The 18,301-nt window shown below is 58.2% G+C and carries 20 protein-coding genes and 1 tRNA gene; 1 reads left to right on the top strand and 20 read right to left on the bottom strand.

What is annotated here, in order from left to right; all coding sequences use genetic code 11:
• Nucleotides 1–96 precede the first annotated feature (96 nt).
• Nucleotides 97–678, top strand: coding sequence for a DUF4082 domain-containing protein (locus tag B1C80_RS26270; protein ID WP_077924179.1), 582 nt, complete (start codon nucleotides 97–99; stop codon nucleotides 676–678).
• A gap of 19 nt (nucleotides 679–697) precedes the next feature.
• On the opposite strand, the gene B1C80_RS26265 is transcribed toward B1C80_RS26270, so the two are convergent.
• The 20 genes from B1C80_RS26265 to B1C80_RS26175 form a co-directional block, all read right to left on the bottom strand.
• Nucleotides 698–2,050, bottom strand: a complete 1,353-nt coding sequence (locus B1C80_RS26265; protein ID WP_077924178.1) for a flavin monoamine oxidase family protein — start codon at nucleotides 2,048–2,050, stop codon at nucleotides 698–700.
• A gap of 214 nt (nucleotides 2,051–2,264) precedes the next feature.
• Nucleotides 2,265–2,600 carry a phage holin family protein gene (locus B1C80_RS26260; RefSeq protein ID WP_077924177.1) on the bottom strand — a complete coding sequence of 112 codons (336 nt, stop codon included), beginning with the start codon at nucleotides 2,598–2,600 and terminating at the stop codon, nucleotides 2,265–2,267.
• 73 nt (nucleotides 2,601–2,673) lie between these two features.
• Nucleotides 2,674–3,282 (bottom strand): bifunctional phosphoribosyl-AMP cyclohydrolase/phosphoribosyl-ATP diphosphatase HisIE, encoded by a 609-nt coding sequence (gene hisIE / locus B1C80_RS26255; protein WP_077924176.1) that lies wholly within the window; start codon nucleotides 3,280–3,282, stop codon nucleotides 2,674–2,676.
• A 17-nt stretch (nucleotides 3,283–3,299) separates the two neighbouring features.
• A complete protein-coding gene (gene trpA, locus B1C80_RS26250; RefSeq protein WP_077924175.1) occupies nucleotides 3,300–4,091 on the bottom strand; it encodes a tryptophan synthase subunit alpha in 792 nt (263 codons plus the stop codon).
• 158 nt (nucleotides 4,092–4,249) lie between these two features.
• Entirely contained in the window at nucleotides 4,250–5,449 is a 1,200-nt protein-coding gene (gene trpB, locus B1C80_RS26245; RefSeq protein WP_077924174.1) for a tryptophan synthase subunit beta, read from the bottom strand.
• 100 nt (nucleotides 5,450–5,549) lie between these two features.
• On the bottom strand, nucleotides 5,550–5,720 hold the full coding sequence (locus B1C80_RS28480) for a hypothetical protein (RefSeq protein WP_161492822.1): 171 nt from the start codon (nucleotides 5,718–5,720) through the stop codon (nucleotides 5,550–5,552).
• Complete coding sequence (locus B1C80_RS26240) at nucleotides 5,717–6,166, bottom strand: hypothetical protein (protein WP_077924173.1); 450 nt, start codon at nucleotides 6,164–6,166, stop codon at nucleotides 5,717–5,719. The genes B1C80_RS28480 and B1C80_RS26240 overlap by 4 nt, the downstream gene beginning before the upstream one ends.
• A gap of 35 nt (nucleotides 6,167–6,201) precedes the next feature.
• Nucleotides 6,202–6,840, bottom strand: coding sequence for a phosphoribosylanthranilate isomerase (locus B1C80_RS26235; RefSeq protein WP_077924172.1), 639 nt, complete (start codon nucleotides 6,838–6,840; stop codon nucleotides 6,202–6,204).
• 12 nt (nucleotides 6,841–6,852) lie between these two features.
• A complete protein-coding gene (gene trpC, locus B1C80_RS26230) occupies nucleotides 6,853–7,662 on the bottom strand; it encodes an indole-3-glycerol phosphate synthase TrpC (RefSeq protein WP_077924171.1) in 810 nt (269 codons plus the stop codon).
• A gap of 137 nt (nucleotides 7,663–7,799) precedes the next feature.
• The gene (gene trpD / locus B1C80_RS26225; protein WP_077924170.1) at nucleotides 7,800–8,786 is read right to left on the bottom strand and encodes an anthranilate phosphoribosyltransferase; all 987 of its coding nucleotides are present in this window, start codon (nucleotides 8,784–8,786) and stop codon (nucleotides 7,800–7,802) included.
• 100 nt (nucleotides 8,787–8,886) lie between these two features.
• Nucleotides 8,887–9,453, bottom strand: a complete 567-nt coding sequence (locus tag B1C80_RS26220; RefSeq protein ID WP_077924169.1) for an aminodeoxychorismate/anthranilate synthase component II — start codon at nucleotides 9,451–9,453, stop codon at nucleotides 8,887–8,889.
• On the bottom strand, nucleotides 9,450–10,892 hold the full coding sequence (locus B1C80_RS26215; protein WP_077924168.1) for an anthranilate synthase component I family protein: 1,443 nt from the start codon (nucleotides 10,890–10,892) through the stop codon (nucleotides 9,450–9,452). Before B1C80_RS26215 ends, B1C80_RS26220 begins: the two co-directional genes overlap by 4 nt.
• Nucleotides 10,893–11,073: 181 nt before the next feature.
• A tRNA-Pro gene (locus B1C80_RS26210) sits at nucleotides 11,074–11,147 on the bottom strand.
• 42 nt (nucleotides 11,148–11,189) lie between these two features.
• Complete coding sequence (locus B1C80_RS26205) at nucleotides 11,190–11,960, bottom strand: alpha/beta fold hydrolase (RefSeq protein WP_077924167.1); 771 nt, start codon at nucleotides 11,958–11,960, stop codon at nucleotides 11,190–11,192.
• Nucleotides 11,960–13,291: a family 1 glycosylhydrolase gene (locus B1C80_RS26200; protein ID WP_077924228.1), complete on the bottom strand. Its 1,332-nt coding sequence runs from the start codon at nucleotides 13,289–13,291 to the stop codon at nucleotides 11,960–11,962. The genes B1C80_RS26205 and B1C80_RS26200 overlap by 1 nt, the downstream gene beginning before the upstream one ends.
• Before the next feature lie 38 nt (nucleotides 13,292–13,329).
• On the bottom strand, nucleotides 13,330–14,877 hold the full coding sequence (locus B1C80_RS26195; protein ID WP_077924166.1) for a GMC family oxidoreductase: 1,548 nt from the start codon (nucleotides 14,875–14,877) through the stop codon (nucleotides 13,330–13,332).
• 205 nt (nucleotides 14,878–15,082) lie between these two features.
• On the bottom strand, nucleotides 15,083–15,685 hold the full coding sequence (locus B1C80_RS26190) for a gluconate 2-dehydrogenase subunit 3 family protein (protein ID WP_077924165.1): 603 nt from the start codon (nucleotides 15,683–15,685) through the stop codon (nucleotides 15,083–15,085).
• A 23-nt stretch (nucleotides 15,686–15,708) separates the two neighbouring features.
• Nucleotides 15,709–16,575, bottom strand: coding sequence for an SDR family oxidoreductase (locus B1C80_RS26185; RefSeq protein ID WP_077924164.1), 867 nt, complete (start codon nucleotides 16,573–16,575; stop codon nucleotides 15,709–15,711).
• Nucleotides 16,576–16,731: 156 nt separating this feature from the next.
• Entirely contained in the window at nucleotides 16,732–17,457 is a 726-nt protein-coding gene (locus B1C80_RS26180) for a M48 family metallopeptidase (RefSeq protein WP_317126257.1), read from the bottom strand.
• A gap of 142 nt (nucleotides 17,458–17,599) precedes the next feature.
• Nucleotides 17,600–18,046: a DUF2141 domain-containing protein gene (locus B1C80_RS26175; RefSeq protein ID WP_077924162.1), complete on the bottom strand. Its 447-nt coding sequence runs from the start codon at nucleotides 18,044–18,046 to the stop codon at nucleotides 17,600–17,602.
• Nucleotides 18,047–18,301 lie beyond the last annotated feature (255 nt).

The raw sequence follows: 18,301 nt of genomic DNA, 5'->3' as shown, positions 1-18,301 counted from the left end.
GGCCGCGGCAGATGACCGTTCGCTCAATGGTCCATTTCGGCTGTTAGCCCGGCCGGGGTAGTTGCGACTAAGGGTTCAGATTAACATATCTGAACTATGAAAACTATACTGACTACCGGGCTGGCGTTGCTGATGGCAGCGGGCCTGACCAACTGTGGCGACAAAGAAACGGTAAAGCCATCTGAACAGGCACTGACCAGCTTTATGAGTGCTGAGAGTACCCTGACCCCCAGCGTACGTACGTCCGGGCCGTGGGAGTTGGGCGTTGTATTCAGCTCGACGGTGGCGGGTAAGCTTACCCAGGTAGGTAGCAAAATGCCCGAGCCCGGCACGTACCGCGTCATCATCTGGGATTTTGACACCAAACAATCGGTACGGCAAAAGACTGTTGAACAAACCGCCCCCGACAAACTGACCATGGCCGATATCGAATCGCTGGCTCTGGTTGCCAACAAGAAGTATATAATCAGCATCAACAGCCAGTCGGGCGGGACGAATAAGAAATACGGAGCGGCTTACAAAACGGGGGGTGGCGAGTTCATGCCGTTTACAAAAGGCAGTATCTTGGTTTATAATGCCTGCTACCGGCTAACGGCCCCGGCTTTGTTTCCCGACGCTGTACAGAATGTGAAAAGCGAGCTGTACGGCTATCCGGAGTTTACGTTTATCCCCGACTGAGCCCGGTTCGTAAAAGCCGTCAGCCCGTAACCTCGCGGGCTACGCGTTCGCCGGAGCGTACGGCCCCCTCGATATAGCCGTTCCAGACATCGGACGTTTCGGTGCCGGCCCAGTGGATTCGCCCGACGGGTTGCCGCAGGGCCGGGCCCGCGCTGGTCCAGAAACCGGGCTGCGGCACGGCCGCGTAGCATCCTTTGCTCCAGGCTTCGTTCAGAAACGAATGGTCGAGGTACCGACGCGGGCGGGCGGCTTCCGGTCCGAAAAACGTCGCAAACGACTGCAGAGCCGATGCCCGCCGTTCGTTGTCCGACAGCCGCGAGAAGTCCCGGGCCTTACTGCCCAGTACAAACCCCATCAGAATACCCTGGCTGCCGTCTCTGGGCGAGTTATCAAAGGTAACGGTGATGGGTCCGTCGGGGGTAGCGGCCAGGCCGTTCAGGCCCTGGTCGCGCCAGAACGGCCGGTCGTAGATGGCGTAACATTTCCAGACGGCGCCCATCGGCAGCTGCGTCATCAGCTTCTGTCGATGGGGCGGCAGGGCGGGCTCGAACCGGATGTCGGCCTGTAACGCAGGCGGAATGGCAACGATAACCCGGCTGGCCGTATAGGCAGTCGTGTCGGTCGTAACCTCCACCTGCGCGTCGGTCTGAGTGATGGTTCGTACGGGGGCGTTGAACACGATCCGGTCGGCGAAGGTAGCGGCCATCCGGTCGGCAATGGTCTGCGCACCCCCCACAAACCGCTCGGCCTGCGCGCCGTTTTTTACGTTCATAAGCGTATCCAGATCCCGACCCGACCGGGTGTAGAACAGCGCATGTAGTAGCGAGAAGTCGGCCGGGTCGGCCGCCCAGATGGCGCCTACGGCAATGGTGAAGAACTGGCGGGCGGTTTCGTAGCTCATCTGCCCGTTCATCCAGTCGGCCAGCGTCAGGGTGTCGAGTTGCCGGGCGTTGGGCGTGTTCCAGGGTTCGGCGAGGTCAACCGTCTTTGAGAGTTTATTGATCCGCCTGATGGCCGCGTCCAGACTGAGCAGCGAAAACAGCGGCAGGGGTGGAATGAGGCCTTTGTACCGTTTTACCCGGCCCCGAAAATACTGGGTGCTTTTGCCGGTATCGTAAGTAGGGAACGTGTCGACGCCGAACGCGCGGGCCAGCGCATACAGCCGATCCTGCGTTGGACCAACCCAGGCCCCGCCCAGGTCAACATACGAACCATCGTCGAAGCGTTGTGTATGTACCCGGCCTCCCACCCGGTCGCGGGCTTCGAGCAGTAGCACGGTTCTGCCTGCTTTAATGAGTTCATAGGCAGCGGTCAGGCCCGCATAACCCGCTCCCACGACAAGTACGTCGTACGGCTTTTTATCATCGGTCATGGTTGGTTCAGGAATCGTACCCTAACCTACACAAAAACCATGACCCGGTAAAGAAATCGCGCTCAAGCCTTATCGGGGCTGGATGCGGGGCACATTGGTGCTGGCTGATAGAAAAATCGCCCCTGCCGGGCTTGGGTGCTGGCAGGGGCGATCAGGATAGTACGTGAATTGGCGTCGGCGGGATGACTGGTTGACAATCGACCCGCCGGTCGGTTTATACGATGGCGTCGATGAGGGCCGTAATGATGGAGACGACAATACTGAACAGCAACGCGGCTATGAAACCACTCACGGCAAAGCCCGGAACCAGGTAGGCTGTCAGATAAACCATCAGCACGTTCAGCACCAGCAGAAACAGGCCCAGCGTCAGAATCGTAATCGGAATGGTAAGAACCGTCAGAATCGGCTTGATAAAGGCGTTTAGGAAACCCAGTACAATGGCTACGATCAGATAAGTAACTGGCCCGCCCGATACGGTGATGCCCGGAATGAACATACTGGCGACGTAAACAGCTACGGCGCTGATGAGGATGCGAATGATGAGACCCATAGTGGAAAGTTTTCAGTGATCGATTATACGTTTCGGAAAGTCGAAACTGCAAATTCTAACCGACAACGGAAAACTATTGTTTAACGTGACGACTTTGCAGCACGGCAATGATATCGTCGAGGTCTATGTTTTTCTGCTCCAGCAGCACCAGAAAATGGAAGAGCAGATCGGCCGCTTCGCCCTTGAAGAGGTGGTCGTTGTTGTCTTTGGCTTCAATAACCAGTTCTACAGCCTCTTCGCCTACCTTCTGCGCAATCTTGTTGACGCCTTTTTTGAACAGCGAAGCCGTATACGACCCATCGGCCGGATTGACTTTCCGGTCATGGATGATCTGCTGCAGGTAATTGAGAAACTGGCCCTGCCCTTTGTTGACTTCGTCGAAGCAGGTATCGGCACCCGTGTGGCAGGTTGGCCCGGCGGGGTGAACTTTGATCAGGAGCGTATCGCCGTCGCAGTCGATCCGGATCTCCCGCACATGCAGAAAATTATTCGACGTTTCGCCTTTGGTCCAGAGCCGTTGTTTGCTGCGGCTGAAAAACGTAACGACCTGCTCGGCCCGGGTTTTTTCGTAAGCCTCGCGGTTCATGTAGCCCAGCATAAGTACGTTACCCGTATCGGCATCCTGAATCACGGCCGGAACCAGCCCATCGGTCGATTTGTCGAAGTTAATGTCGGAATTCATACTGCAAAGGTAGGGTCTTAGGATCGAATCGTCCCTACAAAGGCACGGATGCTCTCGGGTGAGGTGCCATGATCCTGTAGATGGCGAATAAAGGCACTCCCCACAATGGCGCCGTTGGCGTACTGGCAAGCTGTATCGAAGGTCTCGTGGTCGTTGATCCCGAATCCGATCAGGCGCGGGTTCCGCAGCTGCATGGCACGAATTCGGTCGAAATACGCCCGCATCGGCTCGCTGATGCCTTTGGTCGAGCCCGTAATGCTGGCCGAGGAAACCATATAGATAAACCCGTCAGATTCGGCGTCGATGTGCCGGATGCGCTCGTCCGAGGTCTGGGGCGTAATCAGGTTCACGTTCAGAATACCGTAGGCGCGGAAGATGTCGGCATACTCGGCCAGAAACAGGTCGAGCGGCAGGTCGGGCAGGATAACGCCATCGACGCCTACCGCGCGGCACTGCTGGCAGAAGTTCTCGACCCCGAACTGAAGCACCGGGTTAACGTAGCCCATGAGCAGAATCGGCACCGTAATTTCCTGGCGGCAGCTGGCCAGCTGCGCGAACAGCGTCTTGAGCGACATGCCGTTCTCAAGCGCTTTTCCGTTGCTCTGCTGGATGGTTTCGCCATCGGCGACGGGGTCGGAGTAGGGCATACCGATCTCAACCAGATCGACGCCGGCAGCCTGTAAGCCGCGCAACACAGTCAGGGTATCGTCGAGGTTGGGGAAGCCAGCGGTAAAATAAACGTTCAGCAGTCGGTCGCTTTTCTGGGCAAAGAGGTCGGTTATCCGGTTTTGGGTAATGGAACTGGTCATGGCAAGTCGTTAAACAGTCATCAGTAGCCGGGCTTTTCCCTGCCCGTGGTCGTAGACCCGGGCAGTGGTTTTCGCTCCGTTGTGGTAGTGGTTGTCGGCTCCCCGAACCACGGTCCGGGTCTGCGACCACGGACAGGGTTTGGGGAGCCGACAACCACTCACAAATATTTCGAGTAGGTGCTCAAGTCTTTGTCGCCCCGGCCCGACAGGCACACGACGACGACGTCGGTGGGGGTGAGGCCCATTTTGGGGAGGGCAGCCAGCGCGTGGGCGGTTTCGATGGCGGGAATGATGCCTTCGAGTTTGCTGAGGTTAAAGCCAGCCTGGATGGCGTCATCGTCGGTAATGGCGTAGAAATCGCCCCGGCCCGTGTCGAACAGGTGGGCGTGGAGCGGGCCGATACCGGGATAGTCGAGACCTGCCGAAATGGAATAGGGTTCGGTAACCTGACCGTCTTCGGTTTGCATCAGAATGGTCCGGCTCCCGTGCAGCACGCCCGGTTTACCAAGCGCCGTAGTAGCGGCCGAATGGCCCGACGATACGCCCAGCCCGGCGGCTTCGGTGGCTACCAGCCGTACGGAAGGTTCGTTCAGGAAGTGGTAGAACGCGCCGGCCGCATTGCTGCCGCCCCCTACGCAGGCCACTACGTAATCGGGATTCTCACGACCCGTTTTGGCAAAAAGCTGCTTCCGGATCTCCTCCGAGATAACTGACTGGAAACGCGCCACCATGTCGGGGTATGGATGCGGTCCAACGACCGAGCCGATGATGTAATGGGTATCGACGGGGTTGTTGATCCAGTGGCGCATGGCCTCGTTGGTCGCATCTTTGAGCGTCTGGCTCCCCGAGGTAGCAGGCCGTACTTCGGCGCCCAGCATCCGCATCCGGTCAACGTTCGGTTTTTGCCGCTCCATGTCGATGCTGCCCATGTAAACGATGCATTCCAGCCCCATCAGCGCGCAGACCGTTGCCGTTGCCACGCCATGCTGACCGGCTCCGGTTTCGGCCACGATCCGTTTTTTGCCGAGCCGCTGCGCCACCAGGATCTGCCCGATGGTATTGTTGATCTTGTGAGCACCCGTATGGCAAAGATCTTCGCGTTTGAGGTAGACCGTAGCGCCGACTTGTTCCGACAGCCGCCTGGCCAGGAACAGGGGCGTTGGGCGACCCACGTAATCTTCCAGTAACTGCTGAAACTCGGCCTGAAATGCAGGATCGGCCATGATCTGGAGGTAGCTCTGCCGCAGTTCTTCAACGTTCGGGTAGAGCATTTCCGGAATGAACGCCCCGCCGAAGCGGCCGTAAAAACCTTTATCAGTAACGGCAAACGAGGTTTGCGGTTCGAGGGTAGATTGCATCGTTGACTAAAATTAGCGGGCTCCTGCGGGTGAAGGCCGAGAGTCGACCACGTGGTCTAGGCGGTTCAGGAGGCCGTAAGTGGCTTATGTTCTCTTGCTGTTAGTTGCCTTTGCGGTTGCGAAGAATAACCGACAGGTCAGCGTCTTTCAAACTTTCCCGGGCCTGCTCCACCTTTTTGTCGACAAAGGCCTGTACGGTGGGGTGGCGTGTCAGTAATAGATCGGGTACCAGGTCAACCAACTTCTTATTTGTCTTACTTGCAGTTCTCATACTGATTGCGACTTTAGTTGAAAGGCAAATCCTGTATATAATTGATCGGGGACAAAACGCTCGTACTGGCCATCAGGTCGTTTACCATATATCCAAAACAGTTCCTGCGCCCGGTCCAGTTCTCTGCTGATCAAAATTCGGTAAAAGCGCGTACGGGCGGTATCTCGTCCCTGTATGTAGATGAGCTTTTCGGGGTAAGCGTCCCAGAATAGGAACATGGTTCGTACTACGGTAGCAATCACGGTCGGCATATCCTGGTTGTCACTGACAACGTCATCGGCTAACCGACCGTCCGGCATGACATCGACCAGAGCAAGGTTAACGACTTGCTCATCGATGGGATCGTAGAGAACCTGTTTGGCGATGATGCGAGCTGGGCTTACGCTCAGAAAGGCGAACGTTTGTCGGTCTGGGCTGCTTCGTAACGGATAAGCGGGTTCGTTCATGCCGGCAAATATACTTTTGTCGGCATTGTGTATCGCTAGACTTCTTCCTCAACCGGGCGTAGCCGGTCGATCAGCTCTTTTACCTGCGCCACGTCTTTGATACCGGGGGCAATTTCAACCTGGCTGTTGACATCAACGCCGTACAGTTTCATGCCTTTCAGCGCATCCAGCTGGTCGAGGTTGTGCAGGCCGATGCCTCCGCTGATGAAAAACGGCTTTTCGTTATCGTAGCGGCTCAGGATGCTCCAGTCGAAGGTATGTCCGTTGCCGCCGGGCTGATCGCCTTTGGCATCGAACAGAAAAAAGTCGCACTGGGCTTTGTAGTTGTTCAGCATCGAGAAGTTAAACGACCCATCGACCCGAAACGCTTTGATCAGGCTGATACCCCGGTTGCGCAGGCTCCGGCAGTACTCCGGCGTTTCGTTGCCGTGGAGCTGTACGTACTGGAAATCGTATTTCTTAACCGTTCGCAGAATGAAGTCCGGACTGGCGTTGACAAAGACGCCTACTTTCCGGATCGAGCGGGGCAGTTCTTTCACCACCGTCTCGTCCAGCGTATCGCCCACGAAGCGGGGCGACTGATCGTAGAAAATAAACCCGATAAAGTCGGGACCAAGGGCGGCAACCTCACGGAGATTGTCGGCATCACGCAGACCGCACACTTTGATTTTCATGGTAGAAACGAGTTAGATGGGTACAGCAGACGTTAACGTATATTGATGAATGAGTGTGGCCAGCGCAGCCGCCGGGTCCGTAGTTTTCATAAAAGCTTCGCCGATCAGGAATCCGTCGAACCCGGCCCGGAACAGTGTCCGCATGGTTTGGGCATCGTGCAGACCACTTTCGGTGATTTTGGCGAACGTATCCGGAATCCGCTCCACGAGCCGCAGCGAGGTTTCGACCGAGGTCTCGAAGGTTTTCAGGTTTCGGTTGTTGACGCCCACCAGATCGACGGTATGCGTCAGCGAACGGTCCAGCTCGTCTTCGTCGTGTACTTCCAGCAATACCTGTAAACCCAGATCCTGCGCCTGCATGCTGAGGGTGGATACCTCATCGGGGGTCAGGCAGGCCGCGATCAGCAGAACCAGGTCGGCTCCCCAGGCTTTGGCTTCGAGGAGCTGGTAGGTATCGACAATAAAGTCTTTGCGGAGAATGGGCGTACCGGGGTTGGCGGCCCGGGCGGCCTGCAGGTCGGCGGGCGTACCGCCAAAAAACGGCTCGTCGGTCAGTACGCTCAGTACCGCTGCGCCCGCCTGTACATAGCCCCGGGTGGTCGTGGCCACGTCGGCGGTGCCGTTGATGAGGCCTTTGGAAGGAGACCGGCGTTTGAACTCGGCAATGATGCCGGTTGATCGAAAGTCCTGTACCGCATCGCGTGCCGACAGCGTCGGGCGTTTGAAGTCAGGCATCTGTTCCAGCGCCGACCGGGGTGTTTCGGCCTGCCGCTGGGCTACTTCGATTCGTTTCTGGGCAATGATTTCGTCAAGAATTGTCATCTCATAAACAGGCAGACCTCCCGGTCTGTCCAGCCGCTAGGCTAAGTAATTCGTTCGTATCACTATTCTGGTTCTGCTATCGAAAACGATCTGGTCATCGTGGAAACCTCCCGGCTCCGCGCATCTATGCCTGGTGTCTATGCAATCAGCCGGTCAAACGCCTGCCGGGCCCGGCCACTCTCCAGCGATTCGCGGGCCATCAGGACGCCCTCCTCGCGGGAGCTGGCCTTACCGGCGGTGAGCAGTGCTATCGCCGAATTGGCCAGAACGGCCTGGTTCTGAGCCGCTGTTCCTTTGTTGTCGAGCACATCCAGAAAGATCTGCGCCGATGCATCGAGGGTTTGTCCGCCCGCCAGCGATTCCGGGGTTAAGGTGCTCATTCCCAGGTGTTCGGGCTCCAGTACCTGCTCGGCATGGTTACTTATCATCTTAAACGCTCCCGTCAGCGAAATCTCGTCGTACCCGTCGAGGGCGTGAAGGATCGTAAACTGCTTGCCCGATTGCTGATAAAGGTACGCATAAAGTCGAGCCAATTCAAGACTGAACACCCCTACGAGCTGTTTTTGGGGTTTGGCCGGGTTCACCATCGGACCGAGCACGTTGAAAAAGGTTTTTACGCCAAGATCTTTCCGGATGGGGCCTACGTTTTTCATGGCGGGGTGAAACAGCGGAGCGTGCAGGAAGCAGATACCGGCGGTTTCGATCTTCCGTTCCAGCTCCCCAACATCGTTGGTAAACCGGTAACCCAGCCGCTCCAATACGGTCGACGATCCGACCAGCGACGAAACGCCGTGGTTCCCGTGTTTGGCTACCCGCTGCCCGGCTCCGGCCACCACGAAAGCCGACAGGGTCGAGATGTTGAAGGTGTCCTTCCCGTCGCCCCCGGTGCCGCAGAGGTCCATGGGGTCATAGGCCGCCAGGTCGACCGGCAGACACAGTTCCAGCATGGCGTCGCGGAAGCCTTCGAGTTCTTCCACGCGCAGGCTTCGCATCATGTAAACCGTCAGAAAGGAGGCTATCTGGGCCGTATTGTAGTCGCCCCGGCTGATGCCGATCAGGGTTTGCCGGGCCTGATCCTTCGAGAGCGTTTTGTATTCGAACAGGTGATTAAGAATTGCTTTCATGAGGAATTTTTTTGTAGAGACGCGACCCATCGCGTCTCATTTGCGTCAGCCATGTTTAAGGTCCGATAAAACCATCCGGGGTCGCTGGTGCGATCGCGTTTTACCGCGTTAGCCAGTTCTGGATCATTTTTACGCCGTTCTCGGTCAGTACCGATTCGGGGTGGAACTGTAGACCCCGTACGTCGTAGCGTGTGTGAGCCAGAGCCATAACGCGCCCGTTTTCGTCAATGGCAGTGGTGCGGAGGTCGGCGGGCATCGACTCCGGAACGACCGTCCAGGAATGGTAGCGGCCAACGGTCAGCTCGGCGGGGATGCCGGTAAAGAGTCGTTCGGCGGTGTCGGTCACGGTGGCCCGGTGCGCCACGCCATGCAGCACATCGCCCAGGTTTTCGAGCGTGGCGCCATACACTTCACCGATGCCCTGGTGGCCCAGGCAGATGCCCAGTATGCTTTTCGTAGGGCCGTGTTCCCGAACCAGGTCCTGCATGATACCCGCTTCTGACGGAATACCCGGCCCCGGCGAGAGCATGATTTTGTCGTACTGGCCGGCATCCTCAACGGTCAGTTTGTCGTTCCTGACCACATCGGGCCGGTACCCCAGTTCCCGCAGGATGTAAACCAGGTTGTAGGTGAACGAGTCGTAATTATCCAGAACTAAGAGTTTCATAAGGATTTTGCCTGTTCGATGGCCATCCGGAGGGCAGCCAGTTTGTTGTGTACTTCCTGCACTTCGCTCTCTACGACCGACTTGGCCACCACACCGGCACCCGCCTGGTAATAGAGCGTGTTGTCTTTGCTCATGAACGTGCGGATCATGATGCAATGGTTGAACTCACCGTCGAAACCCATATAGCCGATGCTGCCCGAATAGAACGACCGGCTCAGGTTTTCGTAGCGGTCGATGAGCCGCATGGCCATGTGTTTCGGCGCGCCCGACAGCGTACCGGCGGGGAAGGTTTCGGCTACGATCTGTAGCGGATCGGCCGTTTCGGTCAGGTCGCCGACCACTTTCGAGACGAGGTGGATGACGTGGGAGTAGTACTGAACCTCCTTGAAGGTTTCGACTTTTACCACGTCGCAATTGCGGCTGAGGTCGTTGCGGGCCAGATCGACCAGCATCACGTGCTCGGCCGATTCTTTGGGGTCGTCGTAAAGTTTCTGGGCCAGCTCGGCATCGTGCGCATCGTCGCCGGTGCGCCGGAAGGTACCGGCAATGGGGTAAATCGTGGCTTTCCGGTCTTTCACCACAATCTGCGACTCGGGCGATGAGCCAAAGAGCTTATAGTTGCCGTAGTCGAAGTAGAACAGATACGGCGAGGGGTTGAGCGACCGCAGCGACCGGTACACGTTGAACTCGTCGCCCACGAACGGCATCTCGAACCGGCGCGACAGCACGATCTGGAACACGTCGCCCCGCTGGCAGTGGTCTTTCCCTTTCTGCACCACACCCCGAAACTCATCGTCCGTAAAGTTAGACTGTTCGGGACCGGCCGGGCTAAACGAATAGGTGGGGTAGTTGCGGCCCGTAATCAGGTCGCCGATGTCGTTCAGGGTAGAGGTTTCGGGTTCTGCTTCGCCAGCCTGCAGGTAGCTGTGCTCGAAAAGGTACAGCTCGTCTTTGAAGTGGTTGATGGCGATAACGTAGCGATACACCGCAAAAACGGCCGCCGGAATCTGGTTTTCGGCCGGAATGGGGGCCTGCAGCCGGATGTCTTCGAAACTTTGTACGGCCGGGTAGCCGAAGTAGCCGAACAGCCCGTTGGTGATGAATGAAAACGGCAGCTTCTCGTGCTGAAAGCTGTCTTTGAACTGCTGCAGGGCCGTGAGCATGTCGGCCGACTCGACCGTACGAACCTGCTCCGCCTGGCCGGGGAGCTGAACCGTCAGCTGCTGCCCTTCGTACGAGAACCGCGCTACCGGGTCGAAGGCGATGTAGGAGAAGGAGTTGTCGTTGCCGTGGTAGTCGGAGCTTTCGAGCAGAATGCTGTTCAGAAACCGATCGCGGATACGGAGGTAGATGCTGACGGGGGTAATGATGTCGGCCAGCATCCGCTTGTGTCGGGTCACTACACGGTAGGTGGTTACTGGCGGGGCGGAAAGGGTCATTGTAGCGTTGTTAAGAGTGATTCGTTAGCGATTAGGACAAAAAAATAAGGCTCACCGGGATGACGGTGAGCCTTGTGTATGTTCGTTTATGAACAGCATAGGGGCAACCCTCATCCCGGATAGGAAGAGTGCCACCACCAAATCATGCTTACAGATGCCTTGTTCATTGTGTTTTACTTTGTCGGGGTGGCGGGATTCGAACCCACGACCTCTACGTCCCGAACGTAGCGCGCTACCAGGCTGCGCTACACCCCGAATGGGCCACAAAGGTAAATACATTACCTACTCTTGCGGAAATTATTCGGCAACTTTTTTTGCGATAAAAGCCGCTAACTGGTCGGGTATTTCCCAGGGCAAGAGGTGGCCGGCCCCGTTGCAGCGGGTGATGGTGGCCCGCGGCAGGAACGGCTTCACCATGGTTTCCTGCACATCGGGCGGGAGCGCGCGGTCTTCCGACCCGACGATGATGGCGACCGGAACCGTGATGCGGCTCATCAGGTCCGTAATGTCTTCGTTGCTGCCGTGTTGCAGCCAGGCGTCCCAGGCGGGTTTGGCGGTGCGGAGGTCGTCGGTAATGATCTGCTCGCTCGCATCGCCCGAAACGGCTACTTCGGTAATGTTCTTGAGCGTTTTTTCGGCCGATGCCCGCTGGCCGTGTCCGGTCAGGAGTTTCTGCCGCTCGTCGTCAGGAATGGGTTCGGGGCTGGGGGGCGAGGGCGATACCAGTATCAGCTGACGCAGGCTGGCAGGCTGCCGGGCGGCTACGGCCAGGGCTACCTTACCACTCATCGAATGCCCAACCAGTGCGTAGGGCCCGATGCCCATGGTGCTGACCAGCTCCTCTACATCGTCGGCCATGTCGTCTACCGAATACCCCGTTTCGGGCGCGTCGGAGTGACCGTGGCCGCGCAGGTCGAGGGCTACGCAATGGTAGCGGTCGGCGAGCTGGTTCATGACCCGCTGCCACTCCATCGACGAGCCGCCGAAATAGTGCATGAACAGCAGGGTCAGGCTGCCCTGACCCTGCTCGCGAACGTTCAGGTAGATAGAATTGGCAGGATGGCGCATCAGACAGATACTTTTAAGCGGGCGGGCCGATCGGTCACCTCCAGAATCTCGCCGTAGGGAACGATGGTGATCTGGCCAAACTCTTTTAGCAGGCTCTTATAGGCTTCGGCAACGGGGCGGGGCTTCCGGTCAAGATCGAACAGGCCACACTCGTTGACGTGGTTGTTCAGCTCGCCCAGCTGCGAATCCCAGTCGATCTGATCGATGAGGCTGTACCAGGTAAAGCCGAGCACCGGAACCCCGTCGCGACGCATGCGCATGATGCTGACCCACTGTTTGTAAAGCCATATGGGCGCCTGATCCGCTTCGAATACGTTGGTTTCGGTATGCATCACGGGCATGTGGTATCGCTCGTAGTAGTCGCGGGTGATTTCGTACCAGCCCAGTACGTCCATCGACGTCTCGACCCGGCCGTCGGGCAGTTTAATGCGCTCGTTGCGGCCGTAGTAGTCGTTGCCCATGATCTGGTAGCCTGGCGGTTTGCCGGCCATGAACCAGTTATATTCCTCGCGGGTGAGGCCGTTGTCCATCATGTACATACCCACGGTGGTCGAGGGCGGATTGGCGTAGAGCAGATCCAGCGACAGGAACCGCAGTTCGTTATCCAGCTGCGTAGCGGCCGAGGGCGTGGCGCAGAGTTCGTGGATGTATTCGGCGCTTTCGCTCTGCACAATGACGCAGTCGTTTCGGCGCTTGGCAATCTGCTGGTTGCCCATGATGCTGGCGGCTACGCAGTGCTTCAGCGCCGTAACAAAGCCCCGGTCGGTTTTCAGCTGTTCGTTCCAGACACCGTCTTTACCGCTGATCCGGGCCGTTACGTAGATTTCATTGACGGGCGTATAGTAGCGTACCCAGGGGTAGCGTTCGGCAACGGCCGCGCAGAAATCGGAAAAATGAACCGGAAGCTCGGGATTCTGAAAATCGCCGATCCAGTCCGGAACGCCGAAGTGCATCAGGTCCAGAATCGGCGTGATACCGAGTCGCTTGATTTCGGCCATCGCCAGATCGGCAAACTCCCAGTCGAACTGGCCGGGGCCTTTGTGCATGCTATAGTAAGGCAGGCCGTAACGCAGTACGTTCAGCCCCATTTCTTTCACCAGCCCCAGGTCTTCTTTGTACCGGTCGTAGTGGCCGCACTCGCGCAGCTGGTCGCGCCGAACGGTGCCGTTTTGGATAGTCGGATACGAACATTCGATGCCGGTCGCGAACATGAAGTTGCCCGGGTTCCCGTCAGGAAGTCCGCTGCCATCGTGGCCACCCGCTCCGCCGAACTCATCACCGTCGTAGTTACCGTCGCCGAAGCGCTTTTTTATGTTATCCAGAAAATTCATAGGTACAAAGAATAAGAGAGCAGGCATCGACCGACCGATCAGGCCGTTCCTCGCTGGCTCGTTAAAAATTTATCGGCGGTGCGCAGGGCCAGCGACATAATCGTCAAAGCCGGGTTGACGCTGAGCGCGCTCGGGAATGTAGAATTATCGCTGATGTACAGATTCGGAATGTCGAACGACCGGCCGTCGGCATTTACCACGGCGGTATCGGGGTTGTTGCCCATCCGACAGGTGCCGATGATATGCGCATTGCGCGGAAATGTCCAGACGTTACGGGCGCCGGCCGCGTCCCAGATTTGCCGCATAAGCTGATCGGCATGGGCCGTCATGCGTTCTTCGCTCTCGCCGTTCGAGAAAAATATGCGCGGTTTGGGCAGGCCTCGGCTGTCGGTTTCGTCGGATAGCTCGAGGTAGTTGTGCTCGTACGGCAGGCAGTCGCCCAGGATGTTGATGCCCGCTACGTGGTTGTAGGCCGATGCCGCCTGTTTCAGCGCCGGTCCCCATAGCCCGCGTCCCCGCGCCATCTGGCTGAGGTAGGTCAGGGGCATGACACCGATCGACTGGAGGAGGTAGCCGCCCACGAAGTCGGCGTTGGTGGGGCGGTGGGTATCTTCGGAGATAATGGCGCCGGGAATACCTTTATAGGGCCGAATATCTTCGTCGAACTCGCCCCAGAGCTGCAGGGCGGTATGGGCCATCAGGTTGCGGCCAACCTGCCCGCTGCTGTTGCCGATGCCGTTGAGCAGCAACAGCCGGGGCGTCTCGATGGCACCGGCGCAGAGGAACACGTTATGGCACCGCTGCCGTTCTTCCTGCCCGTTCCGGATATAAACCACTTCGCTGATCCGGCCCGATGCGTTCCGGACAAGCTGGGTCACGAAACACTCCGGCCTTACCTCGGCCCCGTAGTGGATGGCCAGCGGAATATAGGTCACGTCCATACTCGCCTTGGCTCCAACCGTACAACCCGCCTGGCAGAAACCCCGGTTCGTACAGCCCGGCCGGTGCCCAACGCCCTCCTGGTAATAGCCGGCCGAAAGCGCTGCATTGGCCGCCGGCGAGGTTCGGATGCCCAGCGTCCGGCATCCCCGCTCCATCAGCTGACCGGCACCGTTGACGGGCAGTGGTCCGAGGGCGTAGCCCCGGTTGCGGGCGGGCCCCCACGGGTAAGGCGACGGGCCCGACACGCCCAGAAACTGTTCAACCTCTTCGTAATACGAGGCCAGGTCATCAAACTCGATGGGCCAGTCTTCGCCCACGCCAAACTCGGTCCGGATGCGGAGGTCGTCGGGCTGGGCGCGGGGGGTGTAGGCCGTATAATGCAGCGTTGAGCCGCCTACGCCGGTACCGGAGTTGTTATTACCAAACGCCAGCGCGTCCTGACCGGCACTCAGTCGCTCGTCGTTCCAGAAGAGCTTATCCTGCGCCCGCTCGTCGGTCGCAAAATCCAGTTTGGGATTCCAGTGACGACCCGCTTCGAGCGCAACGACGCGCAGGCCAGCTCTGGCGAGCCGGGCCAGCAACGGAGCGCCACCCGCCCCGGTTCCAATCACAACGGCGTCGACAATATCATGGGTAGTGGTCATGTAGTGGCTAGTGTGTTTCCTGCAGGGGTATGCGTTTGTGGTTGATTTACAGTTGTTTGAGCGGTGTCTCTTGGGTCATTGTTGCTATGGTCCGTGTCCTCACGGACAACTTATGCGACAGCAACTGACCCGCAAAAACCGATGGATGGCTGACGCGCGAGTGGTCCGTGAGGACACGGACCACGGTAACCGGGTCGCGGGTCGGTCAGGTCGGGGAATTGGCTTTCTTTTCGCGGTCTTCGAGGTTGTTGAGCCCGATCCGTTGCCAGCCGGGGGCGTCGGCCATACCGACATACCCGATCTCTTCCTGGGCCAGGGGATGGCTGTAGTAATTCTCGACGGCTTCGGCCAGCAACTCCTCGAAAAAATGATCGGCGGGCAGGATATCCCAGGTAGAGCCGGGAGCTTCCAGCGCCTGTACCGCGGCCAGCACCTCGTCCTGCTGTTCGGGCGAGAGATTCCGGAAGGGCTGCCCGAACCAGGCCTGCGCACTTTCGTCGAACCCGCGCAACCCCAGCCGATACGCTTCGCCGTCGGGCGGCATGTCGTCGTACCGCCAGCCGTTCGACTTGTTCTCGGACAACCGCAGGTCGATACCGCTGGCGATGTCGATGCGTTGCGACGGCTCCCGCCCCTCTTGCGGAACCAGTCGATCACATACGGCCTGCAGCAGGGCAAACTCGTCGGCGGAGAAAAACGTGGGTTGGCGCGGTGGTGCGTTCAACCGGCCGTTCAGTGCCTCTCGGGTTGGCGCAGTGACCAGGTCGGTTTGTAACAACGATCGAATGGTGTTGGCTGGGTGGAACATGGGAGCGTTTGGTTTTGAGTGGATTAGCCGAGCTTTCCGCCCGTAACTTCAACGATGCTGCCGGTCATGAACGAGCCATCCGACGAAGCCAGCAGCACATAGGCCGGTGCCAGCTCTTCGGGCTGACCGGGCCGGGCCAGGGCCACTTCGTGACCGAAATTGTTGACCTCCTCCACGGGCATCGTGCCCGGAATGTTGGGCGTCCAGACGGGGCCGGGGGCTACGCAGTTGACGCGGATACCCTGGTCGCCGAGTTGCAGCGCCAGTGATTTGGTAAACGCATGAATAGCGGCTTTCGTAGCGGTATAATCGACCAGGATTTTATTGCCGACGATGCCGACAATACTGCCGGTGTTGATGATCGCATCGCCCTTCTGGAGGTGCGGCAGGGCGGCCTGGGCCATGAAGAAATAGGCCAGAATATTGGTGTCGAACGTACGGCGGAGCTGCTCTTCGCTGATGTCGGTCAGTTTCTGCTGCGCCATCTGGTAGGCCGCGTTGTTGACCAGTACGTTCAGTTTGCCGAAGCGCTCGACCGTTTGCCGTACGGCATCTTCACAGGCGGCTTTCTGGCGCACGTCGGCCTGAATGACCAGGCAGGGGCGGCCTTTACTTTCGACCAGCCGCTGGGTGTACTTCGCGTCGTCGGTGTTTTCGTTGTAGACGATCGCCACGCTGGCGCCCTCCATCGCGAAAGCCAGGGCCACGGCCCGGCCAATGCCAGAGTCGGCACCCGTAATGAGGGCCACCTGATCGGTGAGTTTACCAGCGGGTTTGTAGTTTGACAGGTCGGAGTCGGGCGCCGGGTCCATGTCGGACTGACGAGCCGGATAGGGTAATTTTTGGCCTGGAATTTCCTCCGATGTGGGCCGGAATTCGGTTGTTTCCATAAGTCGTTGAGTAGAAATGCCGCTGTGGCACGGGTAAGTAACTGAATGTGCCAATATTTTGTTGAGCCAGTCAGACACAAAAAATAAGGCCCCTGCCGAACCGCGGGGTTCAGCAGGGGCCACAAACGAGCGGGCTTTATGAATTGGCAGAAATGCCTAGCGGGCAATCCCCTCGCTGCGGGCCCGGTCGCGGATGCGCTGGGCGCGGGCTTTGCTATCGGGGTGAGTCGACAGGAAGGCTGGACCTCCGCTGCCGCCCTGCTGGGCCAGCTTCTCGAACGACGAAGCCAGCGGCATGACGCTGTAGCCGTTTCGTTTCAAAAACGCGTAGCTGTAGTCGTCGGCTTCGGTTTCCTGTTTGCGGCTGAACGAAGCCCCGACAATGTAGTCAGTCATGCCGGCCAGCTGCGACCGCGAGAGCTGACCAATTACGCCCGACTGCGAAGCCCCTACGTTACGGATGGCCGAGCGTTTGAGCGCGGCTTTCATCGCATCGCGCGAGTCGCGGTTGGCGACGTGGCCAATTTCGTGACCGATAACGGCCAGCACCTCGTTGTCGGTCATCAGATCCATGAGCCCCTTAAAGACGCGCACGCTGCCGTCGGCCGTCGCAAACGCGTTGACATCGGCGGTTTTATAGACTTTATAGTTGATGGGCAGGTTGCCTACCTTCTGGTGCCGGGCCACGATGCGGTTCAGCCGTAGGGTGTACGGATCGTTAGCGGCTGCCACCGGATATTTGGCATCCATCTGCTGAACCGCCTGTTTGGCCACCGAGGCTACCTGGGCGTCGTTGAGGGTGTACGCACTGATCAGTTCCATACCTGCCTGTACCAGTGAAGAGTTGCCCTGAGCCAGTGTGGCTGCTGATACGCTACTCAAAGACAAGGTTATAAGCGCTATTCGTATCATGTGATTGTCTGTTTCGTTAGTCATCTGCCTGATCAACGATCGCTGGCAGTTAACCTATTGACTAGATAACCCTACAAAAGGTTTAGCGCCCTGTCGGGCTCCTACTGATCGGCTACATTTCCATAAGGCCCACCCGGATCTGTTTATTTTCGTTGAGATCGAACGCGCACTGGCCAAAGCTGGGCGGTCCCATCAGCATCGTCACGTTCGAAAATCCGAATGGCTCGGCGGGCATCTGGCCGTTGTAATCCATCTTTTCGTTGCCGTTGAGGTCCTGCATGAGCCGTACGGCGTAGCGCCCCGCCGGCAGGCCCGTCAGCGTGACCTGCACCTCGCCCGAAGCGGGTACGTTGACCACGGATGTCTTAAACGATTCGCCGTTGAAGGTAGCCTCACTGTTGGCCACGCCGACGCGGATGGTACCGCTGCGATGGGTTACGTTGGGAACGACTACCGTCACCGTGTAGGTCCTGGCGGTCGAGTCGGTGGTCTGAGCAAAAACGAACGGGCTGGTGAGTATCGATAGCATTAAAAAGAAAAGGGTAGCCAGGGTTTTCATCGCGGGAGCTGGTTTATCGTCGGGCCTTTGTTGGCCGACGATACAAACCTACAGCGCTGGCTGTCTGGTTACCAAACTAAAGGGACGAACCGCACCAGGCTGGGACGAATAGCAAAGAGAACCGGCCAAATAAGGCTGTTTGTGGCTGTTTATGTGGCGTGGGTGTGATTAGTAAGCCGGTTTGGTAATGCCTGCGGCCGTGGTCTTCACCGTGGTCCGTGCGGTCGGCGCTCCGATCCCCACGGACCACTTGTC

The sequence above is a fragment of the Spirosoma sp. 209 genome (assembly GCF_002006735.1).
GTDB classification, from domain to species: Bacteria; Bacteroidota; Bacteroidia; order Cytophagales; family Spirosomataceae; genus Spirosoma; species Spirosoma sordidisoli.
This window is presented reverse-complemented; position numbering and strand designations above follow the sequence as displayed.

Coding starts and splice junctions, on each gene's coding strand:
- B1C80_RS26270 (WP_077924179.1), top strand. CDS start 97: ATGAAAACTATACTGACTACCGGGCTGGCGTTGCTGATGGCAGCGGGC.
- B1C80_RS26265 (WP_077924178.1), bottom strand. CDS start 2,050: ATGACCGATGATAAAAAGCCGTACGACGTACTTGTCGTGGGAGCGGGT.
- B1C80_RS26260 (WP_077924177.1), bottom strand. CDS start 2,600: ATGGGTCTCATCATTCGCATCCTCATCAGCGCCGTAGCTGTTTACGTC.
- hisIE (WP_077924176.1), bottom strand. CDS start 3,282: ATGAATTCCGACATTAACTTCGACAAATCGACCGATGGGCTGGTTCCG.
- trpA (WP_077924175.1), bottom strand. CDS start 4,091: ATGACCAGTTCCATTACCCAAAACCGGATAACCGACCTCTTTGCCCAG.
- trpB (WP_077924174.1), bottom strand. CDS start 5,449: ATGCAATCTACCCTCGAACCGCAAACCTCGTTTGCCGTTACTGATAAA.
- B1C80_RS28480 (WP_161492822.1), bottom strand. CDS start 5,720: ATGAGAACTGCAAGTAAGACAAATAAGAAGTTGGTTGACCTGGTACCC.
- B1C80_RS26240 (WP_077924173.1), bottom strand. CDS start 6,166: ATGAACGAACCCGCTTATCCGTTACGAAGCAGCCCAGACCGACAAACG.
- B1C80_RS26235 (WP_077924172.1), bottom strand. CDS start 6,840: ATGAAAATCAAAGTGTGCGGTCTGCGTGATGCCGACAATCTCCGTGAG.
- trpC (WP_077924171.1), bottom strand. CDS start 7,662: ATGACAATTCTTGACGAAATCATTGCCCAGAAACGAATCGAAGTAGCC.
- trpD (WP_077924170.1), bottom strand. CDS start 8,786: ATGAAAGCAATTCTTAATCACCTGTTCGAATACAAAACGCTCTCGAAG.
- B1C80_RS26220 (WP_077924169.1), bottom strand. CDS start 9,453: ATGAAACTCTTAGTTCTGGATAATTACGACTCGTTCACCTACAACCTG.
- B1C80_RS26215 (WP_077924168.1), bottom strand. CDS start 10,892: ATGACCCTTTCCGCCCCGCCAGTAACCACCTACCGTGTAGTGACCCGA.
- B1C80_RS26205 (WP_077924167.1), bottom strand. CDS start 11,960: ATGCGCCATCCTGCCAATTCTATCTACCTGAACGTTCGCGAGCAGGGT.
- B1C80_RS26200 (WP_077924228.1), bottom strand. CDS start 13,291: ATGAATTTTCTGGATAACATAAAAAAGCGCTTCGGCGACGGTAACTAC.
- B1C80_RS26195 (WP_077924166.1), bottom strand. CDS start 14,877: ATGACCACTACCCATGATATTGTCGACGCCGTTGTGATTGGAACCGGG.
- B1C80_RS26190 (WP_077924165.1), bottom strand. CDS start 15,685: ATGTTCCACCCAGCCAACACCATTCGATCGTTGTTACAAACCGACCTG.
- B1C80_RS26185 (WP_077924164.1), bottom strand. CDS start 16,575: ATGGAAACAACCGAATTCCGGCCCACATCGGAGGAAATTCCAGGCCAA.
- B1C80_RS26175 (WP_077924162.1), bottom strand. CDS start 18,046: ATGAAAACCCTGGCTACCCTTTTCTTTTTAATGCTATCGATACTCACC.